This window comes from Burkholderia cepacia complex sp. TUM26381, assembly GCF_057439935.1.
This window is the reverse complement of record NZ_CM172008.1, coordinates 75,539-91,808: the sequence shown is the minus strand read 5'-3', so window position 1 is coordinate 91,808 and position 16,270 is coordinate 75,539. Positions and strand designations below refer to the sequence as shown.

Genomic DNA, 16,270 nt, shown 5'->3' with positions numbered 1-16,270 from the left:
ATTGAGCGCAAGCCGTCAGAGACCGAACGGAACGCACGCACTCCGCGACCCGGGCAACTCGATGAACCCGGCTTCCCGGAACGTGCCGCGGCCATCACCGGCCCGCAAGAAAGAGGCGCGGCACCCGCGACAATCGCGAGTGCCGGCCCGCCTAGTTTTGCAGAAAGTCGAGCACCATGCGATTGAATGCGTCCGCATGCTCCCACTGCGCCCAGTGCCCGCATCGCCCGAATACATGCAGTCGAGCATTCGGCATGCCCCACACGAGCCGCAGGCCCACATCCATCGGCACGAAACGATCGTCGCGCCCCCAGATCACGAGCGCGGGCGACTTGATCTCGTTCAACCGGTAACCATAGTCCGGAAACTGCTTCGGATTGGCCGCCAGACTTTTCACGAAGTTCTCGAGATGATCGCGCCGCGCAAGCATGTTCTCGAGCCGCGTCTGCATCAGCTCTTCCGTCATCGTGCTCGCGTCGTAGACGAAGACGTTGAGCATCTTCTCCAGATTCTCGAGCGTCGGCTCGCGATACAGTCCCTGCAGCAGCTTGATCCCTTCGGTCGGCATCGGCACGAACTGGCTCGGGCCGCCCGTGCCGCCGCCCATCAGCACCAGCTTGCCGACGCGCTCCGGATACGACAGCGCGAATGCCACCGCGCTATGCCCGCCCATCGAGTTGCCGACGAGATGTGCGCGTTCGATGCCGAGCGTATCCAGTACGCCCTTCAGCACACGCGCGTTGAGGTCGGAGCGCGAGCCGGTGCAGACGATCGAATCGCTCTTGCCCCAACCGGGACAGTCGACGAGGATCACACGGTAGCCCGCGCGAGCGAATACGTCGACGTTGCGATAAAAGTTGGCCCAGCCGCTCGCACCCGGGCCGGAACCGTGCAGCAGCACCAGCGTTTCCGCCCCTGCGCCGGTGTCGTTGTAATGCACGCGCAGTTCCGTGCCGCCTTCCATCACGTTCACGAACCTGCTGGTCGCGGCCTCTGTATGTATCACGGTGTCAGTCATGTCGATGTCCTTCGTCAGATCGATTCGGTTCCAAGTGTGTGCGAGCCGTTGGCCGGCTCGCGCGGAGATTTCGCGACCACGGCGAGCGCACCGAGCGCCGCGATCACGATGAGCGGAATGCTCGAGATCACCAGCATCGACGCGCTCTGGCCCAACGCCAGCAGTTGCCCGGCGATCAGCGGGCCGACCATCGAACCCACACGGCCGACGGCCACCGCTGCGCCGACGCCCGTGCCGCGCACCCGCGTCGGATACGTTGCACCGGCAAGCGCATACAGCACCGATTGCGTGCCAACGAGAAACAGCCCCGCCAGCAGGCCGCCCCATGCCATCGACACGCTGCCCGTCGCGCTGGCGAGCGCCAGCAACGCAATCGCGATGCCCGCATACATGCCGACCACGACCGGCCGCTTGCCCATGCGATCCATCAGCCCTGCGATCACGATCGCGCCGACGCCGCCGCCGATGTTGAACATCATCTGCACGATGCTTGCCTGTACCGGTGTGAGGCCGCGCGAGAGCACCATCGACGGCAACCAGTTCATCAGGAAATACAGCACGATCAGCGTTCCCAGGTAGCTGATCCACAGCGCGATGGTCGTCACCGCGCGCCCGTCGCTGAAGAGCGCGCGCACGATGCCGTCCTTCGACTCGCGGGTCGCAGCCTGGCTCGCCGCGACGAAGTGCGTCGACTCCTTCAGGAAGAGCGCCAGCAGCGGCAAGGTCAGCAGCGGCCCGATCCCGCCGACATAGAAAATGTGCCGCCAGCCCTCGGCGCCCGGGCTGACGATGCCGATCACGGCCGCGAGCGCCGCGCCGAACGGCATGCCGCAGTACATCGCGCCGGCTGCCGTGCTGCGTTGTCCGGGCGCCGCCGCTTCCGCGCACAGCGCGATCAGGTTCGGCATCGCAGCACCGAGACCGAGGCCCGTGAGAAAGCGCGCGACGAGCAGGCTCTGCAGATCCCACACCTGGGTCGTTGCAATCGAAAATATCCCGAACAGCGCGACCGACATCATCAGCACGCGCTTGCGGCCGATGCGATCCGCGAGCCTGCCGCCAATCGCCGCGCCCGGCAGCAGGCCGAGCGCGCCGATGCCGAATGCCCAGCCGAGCTGCGCGACCGCGAGATGAAACTCGCGTGCCATGCGCGGCGCGGCGATGCCGGTGGATTGCAGGTCGAGCCCCTCGAGGAGCGCGACCGCGAGGCACAGGCCGATGGTGATGGCGCCGCCGGCGCGCGGCGGGAAAGCCGTTGACGTTTTCAATGATGTCTCCAGGTTGAACGATGCAGCGCTCTTCATGGCGCGTGGCATGACGGATGGTTCAGGCGCGTGCTTCGCGCTTCTTCAGATCGAGCGCAACGTCGACGATCATGTCTTCCTGACCGCCCACCATGCGTCGCTTGCCCAGTTCGACGAGAATGTCGACGGCTTTCAGGCCGTACTTCTTCGCCGCGACTTCGGAATGCCGCAGGAAGCTCGAATACACGCCCGCATAGCCCAGCGCGAGCGTTTCGCGGTCCACGCGCACCGGCCGGTCCTGCAACGGGCGCACGATATCGTCGGCCGCATCGAGCAGGCGATGGAGATCGGTGCCGTGATGCCAGCCAAGGCGCTCGGCCGCCGCGACGAACACTTCGAGAGGGGCATTGCCCGCTCCCGCCCCCATGCCCGCCAGACTCGCATCGATGCGGTCGCACCCCTCCTCGACCGCAACGATCGAGTTGGCGACGCCGAGGCTCAGGTTGTGATGGGCATGCATGCCCGTCCGGGTCTCCGGACGAAGCACCGCCTTGAGCGCCCTGAAGCGCGCCCGGATGTCGTTCATGTTCATCGCGCCGCCGGAATCGACCACGTATACGCAGGTCGCGCCGTAGCTTTCCATCTTCTTCGCTTCGGCCGCGAGGTTGTCGGGCGTGGTCATGTGGCTCATCATCAGAAAGCCGACGGTGTCCATGCCGAGGCTGCGCGCATACTCGATGTGCTGCTTCGAAATGTCCGCTTCCGTGCAATGGGTCGCGACACGGACGACACGCGCGCCCGCGTCGTACGCGGCCTTCAGATCGTGAATCGTGCCGATGCCGGGCAGCAGCAGCGTCGCGATCGTCGCGTGCTTCACCACGTCGGCGACTGCCTCGATCCACTCCAGGTCGCTGTGCGCGCCGAAGCCATAGTTGAAGCTCGAACCCTGCAGGCCATCGCCATGCGCGACCTCGATGCTGTCGACCTTCGCGTCGTCCAGCGCACGGGCGATGTCCTGCACGTTCTGAATCGAATACTGATGACGGATCGCGTGCATGCCGTCGCGCAGCGTCACGTCGGAAATATAGAGTTTCTTGTCCATGATCGAGTGCTCCTTGCTTCAGGCGTTCACAAGCGACGCGGCCATGCGCTCGGCCGTTGCCAGCGCGGCGGAAGTCATGATGTCGAGATTGCCCGCGTAGGCCGGCAGATAATGGGCCGCGCCCTCCACCTCGATGAAGATCGAGGTCTTGAGTCCGCTGAAATGGCCGAGTCCGGGGATATGCAACGGCGCAGCGGCGGGGATGTCGTCGAACTGCACGGATTGCTTCAGGCGATAGCCGGGCACATAGGCCTGGACCGCCGCGGCCATCTGGCTGACCGACGTTTCGATCAGCGCCCGGTCTGCCGCTTCGGACAGCACATAGACCGTGTCGCGCATCATGAGCGGCGGCTCGGCCGGATTGAGCACGATGATCGCCTTGCCCTTGCCGGCGCCGCCGACCGCTTCAATCGCCTTCGACGTCGTCTCCGTGAACTCGTCGATGTTGGCGCGCGTGCCGGGCCCTGCCGACTTGCTGCTGATCGATGCAACGATCTCCGCGTAATGCACCTTTGCGACCCGCGACACGGCGGCGACCATCGGGATCGTCGCCTGTCCGCCGCACGTGACCATGTTCACGTTCGGCGCATCGAGATGCGCGTCGAGGTTCACCACCGGCACACAATACGGGCCGATGGCAGCAGGCGTCAGGTCGATCACGCGAATGCCGGGCTTGAGCGTGCGCAGGAACGCGTCGTTCTTCACATGCGCACCGGCGGACGTCGCATCGAACACGAAGTCGAGCTCGTCGAATACGGGCAGGCGCGTCAGTCCTTCCACGCCTTCATGCGTCGTCGCCACGCCGAGCCTCGCGGCGCGCGCGAGGCCGTCCGAGGCCGGATCGATGCCGACCATCGCCGCGACGTCGAGATGCTTGCTGCGACGCATGATCTTGATCATCAGGTCGGTGCCGATGTTGCCGGATCCGATGATCGCCGCTTTGCACCGGGTGTTGTCTGTTGCCATGGGAATGTCTCCGTCCGTCATTCGCTGAAACTGGCGCGCACACTGCCGAGCCCTTCGATATGCGCCGTATAAGTGCCGGCCGCCTTCACCGCGACCATCGGGCCAAGCGCGCCCGTCAGCACGATGTCGCCCGCGCGCAGCGGCGTGCCGAGGCGAACCATCCGGTCCGCGAGCCACGCAGCCGCATTCAGTGGATTGCCGAGGCACGCGCCGCCATTGCCACGTGAAAGCACTTCGCCGTCCTGCGTGAGCGTCATCGCGCACGCGGTCAGCTCGATATCGCGCAGCAGGACCGGCCGGCTACCGAGCACGAACAGCGCGCTCGACGCGTTGTCCGCCACGGTGTCGAAAAACCGGATGTCCCAGTCGCGGATGCGACTGTCGACGACCTCGATCGCGGCCACCGCATACGCGGTCGCGGAGATCAGATCCGGGAACGTGTGTTTTTCGGCGGTCAGGTCGCGTTCGAGCACGAGCGCGATCTCCGCTTCGACCTTCGGCTGGATCAACGAGGCAAGCGGCATCGGCTGGCTGTCGCCGTAAGCCATCGACGCGAACAACGCGCCGAAGTCCGGCTGATCGACGCCGAGTTGCTTCTGCACCGCGGGCGAAGTCAGGCCGATCTTCCTGCCGACGATCCGCTCGCCGTTCGCCATGCGCAAGTCGTTGTTGATCTGCTGGATCGCGTAGGCGCGCGTCGCGTCGCCTTCTGGACACGTATCGCGCAACGGCGCGATCGGCCGGCGCGAGGCCTGCGCTTCACGCAGGCGCGCGGCCATCGAAACAATGCTGTTGTCATCCGACATGGCTCTATCTCCTGGAAAGGGCCCGTTCTCGCGCATGCATCGCGCCAAAGCCCGCGATCCATTCTGGAATCGCGCGGTAGTAATCGATCGATGCCGCGTATGGGCCGCTCGCCGCAAGCGCACCGAATGCGGCGACCCACGTGCGGATCTCGTGCGCGGACTTGCCCGCATCACGCGTGATCGCTTCGTTCGTGAGGCCATCGGCGGCGGTGATGTCACCGCGTTCGAGCAGCCCGAGAAACATGCGGTCCCATGCGGGATTGAGCGGATGCAGGCGGCTGTCACCCGCCGCGAATGCCTTGGCCGCCGCGACGGTGCGGGATTGCCGCGCATCGCGCGATTCCGGCGACGGGTTGCGGCCCGCAATCAACCGCTCCGCGACGACATCGTCCGCGCCCGCGATTTCCGGCACCGGCGGCTCATGCGAGATACCGCCCGAGCCGATCAGCAACACGCGCCGGTTCGTGCGCGCGACGGCACGGCCAATCGCATCGCCGAGCAGTCGTGCGCGGCGGCACGACGCCATCGGCGGCGCAACCGAGTTGATGAAGACGGGTACCACCGGATAGCGGTCGATGCCGCCCGTGAGCACCTCGAGCGCCTGCGCGCAGCCGTGATCGACCTGCATGCGATACGACACGGCGACGTCGATATCGCTGGCGAGCGTGGCATCGGCGAGCGCGAGCGCCACATCGCGCGCGACGGGCAACGGGCCGGCCGCGCTGCCGAAATCGCCGACAGCCGTCGCCCCTACGCCGATGCAGAACTGCGGCATCACGTCGTAGAAAAATCCGTTGTAGTGATCCGGCGCGAACACGATCACCAACTCCGGATCGAACGCGTCGACCCGCTCGCGCGCCGCGCGCTGCACCCGCTCGACTTCCGCGACAACTGCCGGCGCGGGATCGAAATAACCGTGCAGCGGCGTGTGCGACATGCATTCGAGATGGATCGGCATCTCAGGCTCCTGCCAGGTCGGCGGCTTGCGCGAACGTCGCGTCGCTGGCCGTCGCGCCCGTTGTCGTCGGAAGCGACAGCCTTTGTGCGAGCTGCGACACGCAATCCGATACGCATTGCGGCGAGCACATGCCCGCCACGAAGCGGTCCGGCCGCAACAGCACGACCGATTCCGGCACGCGCGCGAACCAGTCGCGCAGGCGCGAGTCGACATCGCCTATGGCGATCACGTCTTCGGGCACGTCATCGTGGAAGGCGAGCTGCGGGTCGGGCTTCGCGAGCACGAAGCATCCCCCAAGCGCGCTCCAGATGCGGCGCGCCTCGGGCGTCAGGCCGAAGGTCGGGTCCGTGCCCCAGCCCACGATCGCGAAGCGATTGCCGATCGCATCGTCGAGCCGGACGATGCTGCCATCAGCGAGACGCACGCGCGGCTGGATGAACATGCGGCCTACGGGGGTGCCCGCCTGCGCATCACGGCCATGCACCATCCGCCCGATCAGCGATTCGCGCTTCTCGCTCATCAGGCCGACCAGCCGCCCGAACGCGCCGTGCCCCCGCTTCGCGATCAGGCGCGCGAGCAGGCCTTCGGACCGCTCGCGTCGCGCCAGAAGCACGACGCCCTCTTCATAGCGCGGCATCGGCTTGAAGCGCATTTCGACGAAGTAGCGTTTCAGGGAAGGCAGCATGTCGAAACAGCGCACGAACGCGTCGCGCACTTTCGATCCGAAGAAGCTCGTCGGCGCGAAGATGTCGCCCGCGACTTCCGAGAGGTGGATCATCGAGCGCGCGTGGGCGCGCCGCTCCATCGTGTAGGTATCGAGCAGCGCGTCGTGCGCCGTGCCTTTCACGACCATCGCGAGCTTCCAGCCGAGATTGCTCGCGTCGCGAATGCCGCTGTTGTAACCCTGCCCCTGCCACACCGGCATGATGTGCGCGGCGTCCCCCGCGAGCAGGATGCGCTTCACGCGGAACGTGCTCGCGAGCCGCGCGTTGTGCGTATAGACCCGCTGACGAATGTAGTCGACCTTGTCAGGATCGTCGACAACCCCGCGCACCAACGCCGCCATGTTCTCCGGCTTCGACAGCTCCGCCTCCGTCTCCCCGGGCATCACCATGAATTCGAAGCGCCGGATGCCGTGCGGCAGCGCCGCCGACACGTAGGGACGCCGCGCGTCGCAATGCAGATAGACATGCGGAGAGCCGATCGGATCGTTGCGCACGTCGATCACGATCCATTGATTCGGCTTCGTGCGGCCTTCGAACGGCACGTCGAGCGTGCGGCGCACCAGGCTGTTGCCACCGTCCGCGCCGACCATGTACGCGGCGCGGATCGTCGTCTTCACGCCGTGCGCGTCGGTCGCGTCGATGGTCACCCCGCACGCGTCCTGCGCGAAGCTGTCGACGCCGTGGCCAAGCAGCGTCGACACATTATCGAAACGCTCGAGACCGCGATACAGAATCCGATCGGCGAGCGGCTGGATGAAGGCATTGCGGCGCGGCCAGCCGAACTCGTCGGTGCGCGGCTCGATCGACGCGAAGCACTTTCCTTTCAGCGTGAAGCGCATCCAGTGATTCGGCGTGGTGTGCGGAAGCAGCGCGTCGACAAGGCCGACCGACTGGAATACACGCAGTGCTTCGTCGTCGAGGCCGATGGCGCGCGGATAGTCGATGATCTGCGCGAGCTTCTCGATCACGGCGACGCGCACGCCCTGCAGGCCGAGAATGTTCGCGATCATCAGGCCGACCGGGCCTGCGCCAATGATGGCGACATCGGCGTCGATCGAACGGTGTGTCGTTTCGCGAGGATGAGCGCGGCCGTTGCCGGCCGCCGGTTCAAAGGCGGGGCGCATGCTTGTCTCCTGACTGGGCTTGTCCGATGTGCTGAACCGGCGAAGCGCCTGGCTCCCGGTCGTTCAGCTTATGAATGCAGTTTATGGACCGCCGAAAACACCCTCAACAAAATCTCCAGAATGTGCATAGAATGCACATGATTGATTTCAATGGGATTTTTGACGTGACAACCTACACCAACGTGCGCGGACTGGCGCGCGGCCTTCAGGTGCTGCGCGCGCTGAACGCGATGGAAGACGGACGCGCAACGAGTCAACAGATCGCCGATCTGACCGGCCTGCATCGCACCACGGTGCGCCGTCTGCTCGAAACGTTGATGGAGGAAGGGTTCGTGCGCCGCAGCACATCGGACGACAGCTTCCGCCTGACGCTCGCCGTGCGTTCGTTGAGCGAGGGATTCACCGATACCGAGCGCATCGCGACCGTGGCGCCGCCGATCATGGGGCAGCTACTGCAGCGCGTTGCGTGGCCATCCGATCTGACCACGCCCGATGGCGACGCGATGATCATCCGCGAGACGACGCATCGCTTCAGCCGGCTGTCGTTTCATCGCGCGATGGTCGGGCGGCGTTTGCCGATCTTGCTGACGGCGGCGGGCCGCGCCTACTTCGCGATGTGCCCCGACGAGGAGCGCGAGGACATTCTGGAACTGTTGCGCTCCGGCGCGGGCGGCGAAGAGCAACAGGCGTTCGCGAGAAACGATGCGCTCGTGCGCAAGCTGATCCGGCGTGTGCACGAGGATGGTTTCGGATCGAATCACGGCGACTGGGCCGCCCAGGCGAAAATCGGTGCGGTGGCTGTCGCGATCAGTGCAGACGAACGCGTGATCGCGAGTCTCAATATCGTCTTCCTGTCGCGCGCGGTCAGTCTCGCGGACGCCACGCGCCGCTACGTGCCCGAGTTACAGAAAACGGCGATGGAAATTGCTGCGGCGTTGAAGCAGGAACCAGGGACTCCCCCTCATCAATCGGCGTAGGCGAATCCGTAAGCGAATCCCCGGCAGCCACCCTCACTGGGGCCGCAACATCCGCTGAATGATCGTCCGCAGCATCGCGCGATGCGTGCGCGGCTTGAATCCCGGCTCGAACACGACGCGACAGACCGCTCCTTCCGCCAGCGCGAGCACCCACGTCGCGACGAGATCCGGCTTCAGGCTTCCGTCGATCTTCCCCTGCGCCACGCCGCGCTTGATCAGCGCGGCCATCCGCCCCTTCACCTGCGCCTCGTTGACCGCGAACAGCGCGGCAACGTCCGGATTGCGCGTCGCCTCGGCCGCAGTCTCGATGCTGATGCGCGCATAGACGGGATCGCTCGACAGTTCCATCAACGCCAGCGCAATCTCCTCGATTGCCGCCAGCGCATCGTCGGCGTCCGCATGCCGCGCGAACAACTCGGCCATCTCGCGCTGGTCGTCCTGCGCGATCGCCTCGATGATCGCCGCCTTGGTCGGGAAGTAGTGAAACAGGTTGCCGGGGCTCATGCCGGCCGCCTTGCAGATCGCGGCCGTGGACGTCGCATGGAAGCCGTCGCGCGCAAAACAGTCGATCACGGCGTCCAGGATCTGGCGCCGCTTCGCTTCCACTCTTTCAGGATCGATCTTTCTCAACGGGAACTCCGGGCTCGACGAAGGCTCAAATATTTATTAGACTGATTAGTCGATCTATTATCATTGCGATGCACCACAGGCGTCAAGGCATCGTGCTCATGCATGGGCCGCCTGCGGCATGCGCTTACACCACCAGAGAGAGGGCCAATGAAACGCATCGCCGTTGCCGGCATCGCACTCGTCCTGTTCGCATGCGTCGCGGCCGGCGCGCTCGTGCTGCGCGGCCTGTCCGATTTCGAACTGAGGGGTGCGAACGTGTCGACGCTCGCATTCCACGCGGGCGGCGCCGACCTCGTCGGCACGCTCGCGCTGCCGGCGCACGCGCCCGATGCGCCGATCGTGCTGCTCGTGCATGGCGACGGGCCGCGCACGCGCTTCTCGGACGACGCGATGCTGCCGCTCGTCAACAGCCTGCTCGACGCCGGCATCGGTGTATTCGCGTGGGACAAGCAGGGCACCGGCCGCAGCGGCGGCGACTGGCTTGCGCAATCGATGCAGGACCGCGCGAACGAAACGATCGCCGCGATGGCGCGCGTGCGCGCCGTCGCCGGCCCCGCACACAAGATCGGCCTGCTCGGCTTCTCGCAGGGCGGCTGGGTCGTCCCGCGCGTGGCGAACGCAGTCCGGCCGGCGTTCTCGGTGATCGTCGGCGGCGCCGCCAGCTGGCGCCGGCAAGGCACCTACCTGACCCGGCAGCGACTCCTGGCAACCGGCCTGCAGCCGGATCGAATCGATGCGACACTGGCCGCCGAGCGGCGCGAGAACGACGCAATCTTCGACCGGGCGGACGTGCCGGCCGATCCGGCCCGGCGCCCGGACATCGAGCCGCGCCGCTTCGGCTTCATCGCGCGCAACTACCCGGAAGACGCGTCACAGGCGCTTGCAACCATGCAGGGGCCCGTGCTGGCCGTGTGGGGTGCGCTGGACCGCAACGTCGACCCGGTCGACGAAGCGCACACCTATGCGCACGCATTCGCGAACCGGCCCGACCGGCGCGTCGTCGTGGTGCCTGCGGCGACGCATGCGTTGCTGCGCGCCGGCTGGTTCGACTACCAGCTCGAGTCCGACTGGCCGAAGTGGAAGACCTGGCTGTACATGGCGCTCGGGCGCCACGCGTATGCACCGGGTACGCTCGGCCCGATCGAAGCGTGGATCCGGTCGCAGTGAACACGTGCGCAACCCGGCGCCGCCTCGGCTGGCGCCGCGCATGAAACAGGCATCAGGCAATACCGGTCGCGCCAACCCGCGTGGCCGCATCAAGGAGAGGTCTCAATGTATTCGTGGTTTGAACGGCGCCTGCCGACTTTCCCGCTCGAAGATCCCGTCACGCCGCCGAAGGGATTCTTCTCGTTCGTCTGGGCGTGCACGAGAGGCGCGCGCAGCTGGATCCTGCTGATCGCGCTGACGTTGGCCGCACTGGCCGCCTACGAAGCCGCGCTGTTTGCGATGATGGGGCACGTGGTCGACTGGCTGTCGACGTCGACACCGGCGGAATTCGGCGGCCGCCACTTCGGCACGCTCGCCGGCTTCGCGGCGATTCTCGCGGGCAGCGCACTGCTGATCGCGCTGCACACGATGGTCAAGCACCAGGTGCTCGCGATCAACTTCCCGATGCGGCTGCGCTGGCTGTTTCACCGGCTGATGCTCGACCAGAGCCTGTCGTTCTATGCGAACGAGTTCGCGGGCCGCGTGACGACCAAGATCATGCAGACCGCGCTCGCGGTCCGCGACGCGCTGTTCATGTCGGTCGACGTCGTGATCGGCGTCACCGCCTACCTGATCGGCATTCTCGTGCTGGCGGCCAGCTTCGACTGGCGGCTGATGATTCCGCTCGTGCTGTGGGCGCTCGGCTACGGCGCGGCGTGCGCGTACTTCGTGCCGCGCCTGGGCGCAGTCGGCAGCCGGCAGGCCGACGCACGCGCGATGATGACGGGCCGCATCACCGATGCGTATTCGAACATCACGACCGTGAAGCTGTTCTCGCACACGCGGCGGGAAGCCGACCATGCACGGAGCGCGATGGAAGCGTTCAAGGCCACCGGCGACGCGCAGATGCGCCTCGTCAGCGCGTTCGAGATCGTCAATCACCTGCTGTCGACGCTGCTGCTGATCGGCTCGGCCGGGCTCGCGCTGTATTTGTGGATGCACGGCGAGGCGAGCGCGGGCGTCGTCGCGGCCGTGATCGCCATGGCGCTGCGCCTGTCGAGCTACTCGCACTGGATCATGTGGGAGATGACCGAGCTGTTCGAGAACGTCGGCACGATCCAGGACGGCATCAACACGCTGACGAAGGTGCGCAGCGTGGTCGACGCGCCCGACGCGAAGGCGCTCGCGGTGCAGCGCGGCGGGATCGTGTTCGACAACGTGCAGTTCGCACACGAGGACAACGACCGCGCGGTGTTCGACGGGCTGAACCTGACGATCCGGCCGGGCGAGCGGATCGGCCTGATCGGCCGCTCGGGCGCCGGCAAGTCGACGCTCGTGAACCTGCTGCTGCGTTTTTACGACGTCGGCGGCGGCACGATCCGGATCGACGGGCAGGACATCGCGCACGTGACGCAGGACAGCCTGCGCAGCGCGATCGGGATGGTCACGCAGGACACGTCGCTGCTGCACCGCACGATGCGCGAGAACCTGCTGTACGGGCGGCCCGATGCGACCGAGCACGAGATGCAGGACGCGGCCGTGCGCGCCGAAGCGTCCGAGTTCATCGACCGGCTGCGCGACCGTCACGGGCGCAGCGGCTACGACGTCGAGGTCGGCGAGCGCGGCGTGAAGCTGTCGGGCGGCCAGCGGCAGCGCGTCGCGATCGCACGCGTGATGCTCAAGGACGCGCCGATCCTCGTGCTCGACGAAGCGACCAGCGCACTCGATTCCGAAGTCGAAGTCGCGATCCAGCGCAGCCTCGACACGCTGATGAGCGGCAAGACGGTGATCGCGATCGCACACCGGCTGTCGACGATCGCCGCGATGGACCGGCTGATCGTGCTCGACGAAGGGCGCATCGTCGAGGAAGGCACGCACCAGCAGTTGCTGCAGGCGGGCGGCATTTATGCGGCGCTGTGGGCGCACCAGAGCGGCGGGTTCCTCGGCGAAACGGCGGACGCGGAAGGCGCGGAACAGTAAGCGCGACTGCTGTGGCACCATGGCGGCACGGCGCTCGCCCGGCGGATTCGACCGCGATCGCCGGCCCGCCGGCCGGGCGCGATCGTCCGGCTCACCGTTGTCCGACGCCGATCCAGGAGCCCCCATGACCACACGACCGGATATCGCCACTGCGCTCGACGCGCCCGATTCGGTGCTCGAGGAAGACGAGCAGCGATTCGTGCATCAGATTCGCCAGCACGGGTGGTTCCGCACGGAGGTGTTCTCGGAAGGAGACGCCCCGGGCTTTTCGTTCACGACCGGGCTGTGGGTCAACCACGGCTTTCCGGAAATCATCGTGTTCTCGATGCCGGCGCGCATCGTCCATGACGTGCTGTGGGACGTCTACCGGATGGTCGCGGCCGGCACGCCGCCTCCGGTCGGCGAAGTCACGGGCGCGGTCTTCGGCAACGCGAACGCGCTGCTGATGCCGGTCGAGCAAGCCCACTACGAAGCCCATCTCGGCTGGAACCGCTGGTTCTACGGCAACGACGACTTTCCGTGCGTCCAGCTGCTGTGGCCCGACCGCAACGGGGTTTTCCCGTGGCGGCCGGAAGCGGACGGCGCGTTGAATGCCGCGCAGCCGCGCCTGTTCGTCCCGGCCGACGATCGCCGCTGACCGGCGCAGCGGCGTCGCGCGGCCTACAACCGCACGATCGTCGATTTCAGCTCGGTGTACTTGTCGAGCGCATGCAGCGACTTGTCGCGGCCGTTGCCCGACAGCTTGTAACCGCCGAACGGGAAGTTCAGGTCGTCGCTGCCGTCGCCGTAGCAGTTGACCCACACGGTGCCCGCCCGCAAGCGCCGCGCAACCGCATGCGCGGTCGAGAGGTTCGCCGACCATACCGCCGCCGCGAGCCCGTACTCGGTGTCGTTGGCGATGCGTACGGCTTCGTCCACGTCGTCGAACACGATCACCGACAGCACCGGCCCGAAGATCTCCTCCCGCGCAATCGCCGCATCGGGCTTCACCTCGAATACCGTCGGTTCGACATAGAACCCGCCCGTCTCTTCGCGCACCCGCCTGCCGCCCGTCACCAGACGGCCTTCGTCACGCCCGAGACCGATATACCCCATCACGCGATCGAGTTGCGCACGATCGACGATCGCACCCATCGTCACCGCCGGATCGAGCGGATGCCCGGGCGCGAAGCGGCGCGATGCGTCGACCAGCTTCGCGACGAATGCGTCCTTGATGTCGCGATGCACGAGCAGGCGCGAGCCGGCCGTGCACACTTCCCCCATGTTGAAGAAGATCGCATCGGCGGCCGCCTGCGCGGCGCGGTCGAGATCGGGGCAGTCGGGCAGCACGAGGTTCGGCGACTTGCCGCCGAGTTCGAGCCAGACGCGCTTCAGGTTCGATTGCGCGGCGCACGCCATGATCTGCTGCCCGGTGCGGGTCGACCCCGTAAACGCGATGCAGTCGACATCGCGATGCAGCGCCAGCGCCCTGCCCGGCTCCGCGCCGCCCGGCACGACGTTGAATACGCCGGCCGGGATACCGGCGTCGAATGCGAGCTGCGCGACGCGGATCGCGGTCAGCGGCGATTTCTCCGACGGTTTGAGCACCACGCTGTTGCCGGCCGCGAGCGCCGGTGCGAACTTCCACGCGGCCATCAGCAGCGGGAAATTCCACGGCACGACCGCTGCGACGACGCCAATCGGCTCGCGCGTGACGAGCCCGATCAGGTGGTGGTCGGCCGGCGCGACTTCGCCGCCGACCTTGTCGATCGCTTCCGCATACCAGTCGACGCAATGCGCGGCGGCCGGGATGTCGATCGCCGTGGTATCGGCGATCGGCTTGCCGGTGTCGAGCGTCTCGAGCAGCGCGAGTTCGTCCGCGTGCACGCGCATCAGCGCGGCCCAGCGTTGCAGCACGGCCTTGCGGCCGCGCGGATTCGTGCCGGCCCAGGTTTGCGCATCGAATGCGCGGCGCGCCGCCGCGACCGCGTGGTCGACGTCGTCGGCCGCGCAATCGGCCACGTGCGCGAGCACGCAACCGTCGATCGGGCTCGCGCACGCGAAGGTCGCACCGGCCTGCGCGTGGCGCGCTTCGCCGTCGATGAACGCGCGTCCGTCGATCCGCAGCACGGCCGCACGGGCCTGCCAGTCTTCGAATGTCGTTTGATTCATGGGTTTCCTCGTGACGTGTCGCGTATCACGATCCGCGAACCGGATCGATCGGCGTAAAGATCCCCGCGCGCGCCTCGATCGCTTCGCCCGCGGCGAGACACAGCGCTTCCTGGAAGCGTCCGGCGACGAGCTGCACGCCGGTCGGCACGCCGTCGCGGATACCGGTCGGCACCGACAGCCCCGGCAGCCCGAGCAGCGCGGTCGCAAGCAGCGGCCCCTGACGGTCGACGATCTCGCGCATCGCGGCGTCGCCCTGCAGGTCGGCGTCGATCGCGAACGGCCGCGCGCACGACACGGGCATCAGCAGCAGCGGATGGCGTGCGAAGAACTGCTGCCAGTCGCGCAGCAGCGCGGTGCGCCGCGCGAGGCCGTTCATGTAACCGGCGAGATCCAGCGGCGCGGCCAGGTTGCGCTGGCTCGCGAACGCGGTGCGGATCGCCGCGTCGCCGTGCTGCATGATCACGTCGCCGAGCCCGCTGCGCGCCTCGTTGGTCACAAGGTCGAGCCACAGTTCGCACGCTTCGGCGAACCGCGGCGGCGCCGCTTCCTCGACGATGCAGCCGGCCTCTTCGAGCCAGCGCGCCGCCTGCCGGATCGCGTCGGCCACGGCAGGATCGGTCGGCACGCCAGGCAATTCGGCGCACACGGCGACGCGCGCCGGGAACGCGGCCTCGCGCGCGCCCGGTGCCACCGGCATCCACCATGCGTCGCGCGCGTCGCCGGCCGACATCGCGTCGAGCGCAAGACGCAAGTCGCCGACCGTGCGCGCGAGCGGCCCCTGCACGGACGCGAGCTGCACCGCGAGCGTGCGATCCTTCGGCTGCGTCGGGTTGTAGGCAGGCACACGCCCGGTACTCGGCCGCAGCCCCGCGACACCGCATGCGTAGGCCGGATAGCGGATCGACCCGCCGAGGTCGTTGCCGTGCGCGATCGCACCGATGCCGGCGGCCACCGCCGCGGCCGCACCGCCGCTGGAGCCGCCCGGCGTCAGCGACGCATCCCACGGATTCGACGTGCGGCCGTGCAGTTCGTTGTCGGTGAACCAGCGGTACGAAAACGCCGGCGCATTGCTGCGCCCGATCACGATCGCGCCGGCCTTGCGCAGGTTCGCGGTCACCGGGCTGTCTTCGTGCGCGATCAGGTCGGAGAACGCGCGCACGCCGTTGGTCGTCGCGTGTCCGGCCGTGTCGACGTTGATCTTCACGGTCACCGGCACGCCGTGCAGCGGGCCGACCGGCGCGCCGCGCGCGATTGCGGCGTCGGCATCGGACGCGGCCTGCATTGCGCTGTCGGCCATCACGTCGACGATCGCGTTGATGACGGGGTTCACCTGCTCGAGCCGCTGCAGGCAGCTGCGCGTGAGTTCGGTTGCCGACACGTCGCGCCGTGCGACATGCGCAGCCATCTCCGCCGCGCTGAGACGCCACAATTCCTGGGTCATGA

14 protein-coding genes are annotated in these 16,270 nt (G+C 67.1%); 4 read left to right on the top strand and 10 right to left on the bottom strand.

Annotated elements, in window-relative coordinates; all coding sequences use genetic code 11:
• Window positions 1-151: 151 nt before the first annotated feature.
• The 7 genes from ACWMMN_RS32595 to ACWMMN_RS32565 are packed head-to-tail and all read right to left on the bottom strand — an operon-like array spanning window position 152 to window position 7,943.
• A complete protein-coding gene (locus ACWMMN_RS32595) occupies window positions 152-1,018 on the bottom strand; it encodes an alpha/beta fold hydrolase (RefSeq protein WP_486424322.1) in 867 nt (288 codons plus the stop codon).
• 14 nt (window positions 1,019-1,032) lie between these two features.
• The gene (mhpT, locus tag ACWMMN_RS32590; protein WP_486424321.1) at window positions 1,033-2,286 is read right to left on the bottom strand and encodes a 3-(3-hydroxy-phenyl)propionate transporter MhpT; all 1,254 of its coding nucleotides are present in this window, start codon (window positions 2,284-2,286) and stop codon (window positions 1,033-1,035) included.
• Window positions 2,287-2,344: 58 nt separating this feature from the next.
• Window positions 2,345-3,367, bottom strand: coding sequence for a 4-hydroxy-2-oxovalerate aldolase (gene dmpG / locus ACWMMN_RS32585; protein WP_320205743.1), 1,023 nt, complete (start codon window positions 3,365-3,367; stop codon window positions 2,345-2,347).
• Window positions 3,368-3,382: 15 nt separating this feature from the next.
• The gene (locus tag ACWMMN_RS32580) at window positions 3,383-4,330 is read right to left on the bottom strand and encodes an acetaldehyde dehydrogenase (acetylating) (protein ID WP_486424481.1); all 948 of its coding nucleotides are present in this window, start codon (window positions 4,328-4,330) and stop codon (window positions 3,383-3,385) included.
• A gap of 17 nt (window positions 4,331-4,347) precedes the next feature.
• Entirely contained in the window at window positions 4,348-5,136 is a 789-nt protein-coding gene (gene mhpD / locus ACWMMN_RS32575; RefSeq protein ID WP_486424320.1) for a 2-keto-4-pentenoate hydratase, read from the bottom strand.
• 4 nt (window positions 5,137-5,140) lie between these two features.
• On the bottom strand, window positions 5,141-6,094 hold the full coding sequence (locus ACWMMN_RS32570) for a 3-carboxyethylcatechol 2,3-dioxygenase (RefSeq protein ID WP_059241151.1): 954 nt from the start codon (window positions 6,092-6,094) through the stop codon (window positions 5,141-5,143).
• A gap of 1 nt (window position 6,095) precedes the next feature.
• On the bottom strand, window positions 6,096-7,943 hold the full coding sequence (locus tag ACWMMN_RS32565; protein ID WP_486424319.1) for a bifunctional 3-(3-hydroxy-phenyl)propionate/3-hydroxycinnamic acid hydroxylase: 1,848 nt from the start codon (window positions 7,941-7,943) through the stop codon (window positions 6,096-6,098).
• 164 nt (window positions 7,944-8,107) lie between these two features.
• On the opposite strand from ACWMMN_RS32565, the gene ACWMMN_RS32560 reads away from it, so the two are divergent.
• Window positions 8,108-8,920, top strand: a complete 813-nt coding sequence (locus tag ACWMMN_RS32560) for a DNA-binding transcriptional regulator (RefSeq protein WP_486424480.1) — start codon at window positions 8,108-8,110, stop codon at window positions 8,918-8,920.
• Between the two features lie 33 nt (window positions 8,921-8,953).
• Here ACWMMN_RS32560 and ACWMMN_RS32555 read toward each other — a convergent pair whose 3' ends face one another.
• Window positions 8,954-9,550: a TetR/AcrR family transcriptional regulator gene (locus ACWMMN_RS32555; protein ID WP_486424318.1), complete on the bottom strand. Its 597-nt coding sequence runs from the start codon at window positions 9,548-9,550 to the stop codon at window positions 8,954-8,956.
• Between the two features lie 147 nt (window positions 9,551-9,697).
• Between ACWMMN_RS32555 and ACWMMN_RS32550 the strand changes: the two genes are divergently transcribed.
• The 3 genes from ACWMMN_RS32550 to ACWMMN_RS32540 all read left to right on the top strand — a co-directional run bounded on the left by ACWMMN_RS32550 (window position 9,698) and on the right by ACWMMN_RS32540 (window position 13,313).
• Window positions 9,698-10,717 (top strand): alpha/beta hydrolase family protein, encoded by a 1,020-nt coding sequence (locus ACWMMN_RS32550; protein WP_174993601.1) that lies wholly within the window; start codon window positions 9,698-9,700, stop codon window positions 10,715-10,717.
• A 105-nt stretch (window positions 10,718-10,822) separates the two neighbouring features.
• A complete protein-coding gene (locus ACWMMN_RS32545; RefSeq protein WP_486424317.1) occupies window positions 10,823-12,676 on the top strand; it encodes an ABC transporter ATP-binding protein in 1,854 nt (617 codons plus the stop codon).
• Between the two features lie 124 nt (window positions 12,677-12,800).
• The gene (locus ACWMMN_RS32540) at window positions 12,801-13,313 is read left to right on the top strand and encodes a DUF4262 domain-containing protein (RefSeq protein WP_486424316.1); all 513 of its coding nucleotides are present in this window, start codon (window positions 12,801-12,803) and stop codon (window positions 13,311-13,313) included.
• A 23-nt stretch (window positions 13,314-13,336) separates the two neighbouring features.
• On the opposite strand, the gene ACWMMN_RS32535 is transcribed toward ACWMMN_RS32540, so the two are convergent.
• Together ACWMMN_RS32535 and ACWMMN_RS32530 are read right to left on the bottom strand one after the other, a co-directional pair.
• On the bottom strand, window positions 13,337-14,827 hold the full coding sequence (locus ACWMMN_RS32535) for an aldehyde dehydrogenase (RefSeq protein WP_340625807.1): 1,491 nt from the start codon (window positions 14,825-14,827) through the stop codon (window positions 13,337-13,339).
• Window positions 14,828-14,852: 25 nt separating this feature from the next.
• A complete protein-coding gene (locus ACWMMN_RS32530) occupies window positions 14,853-16,268 on the bottom strand; it encodes an amidase family protein (protein WP_342706189.1) in 1,416 nt (471 codons plus the stop codon).
• Window positions 16,269-16,270 lie beyond the last annotated feature (2 nt).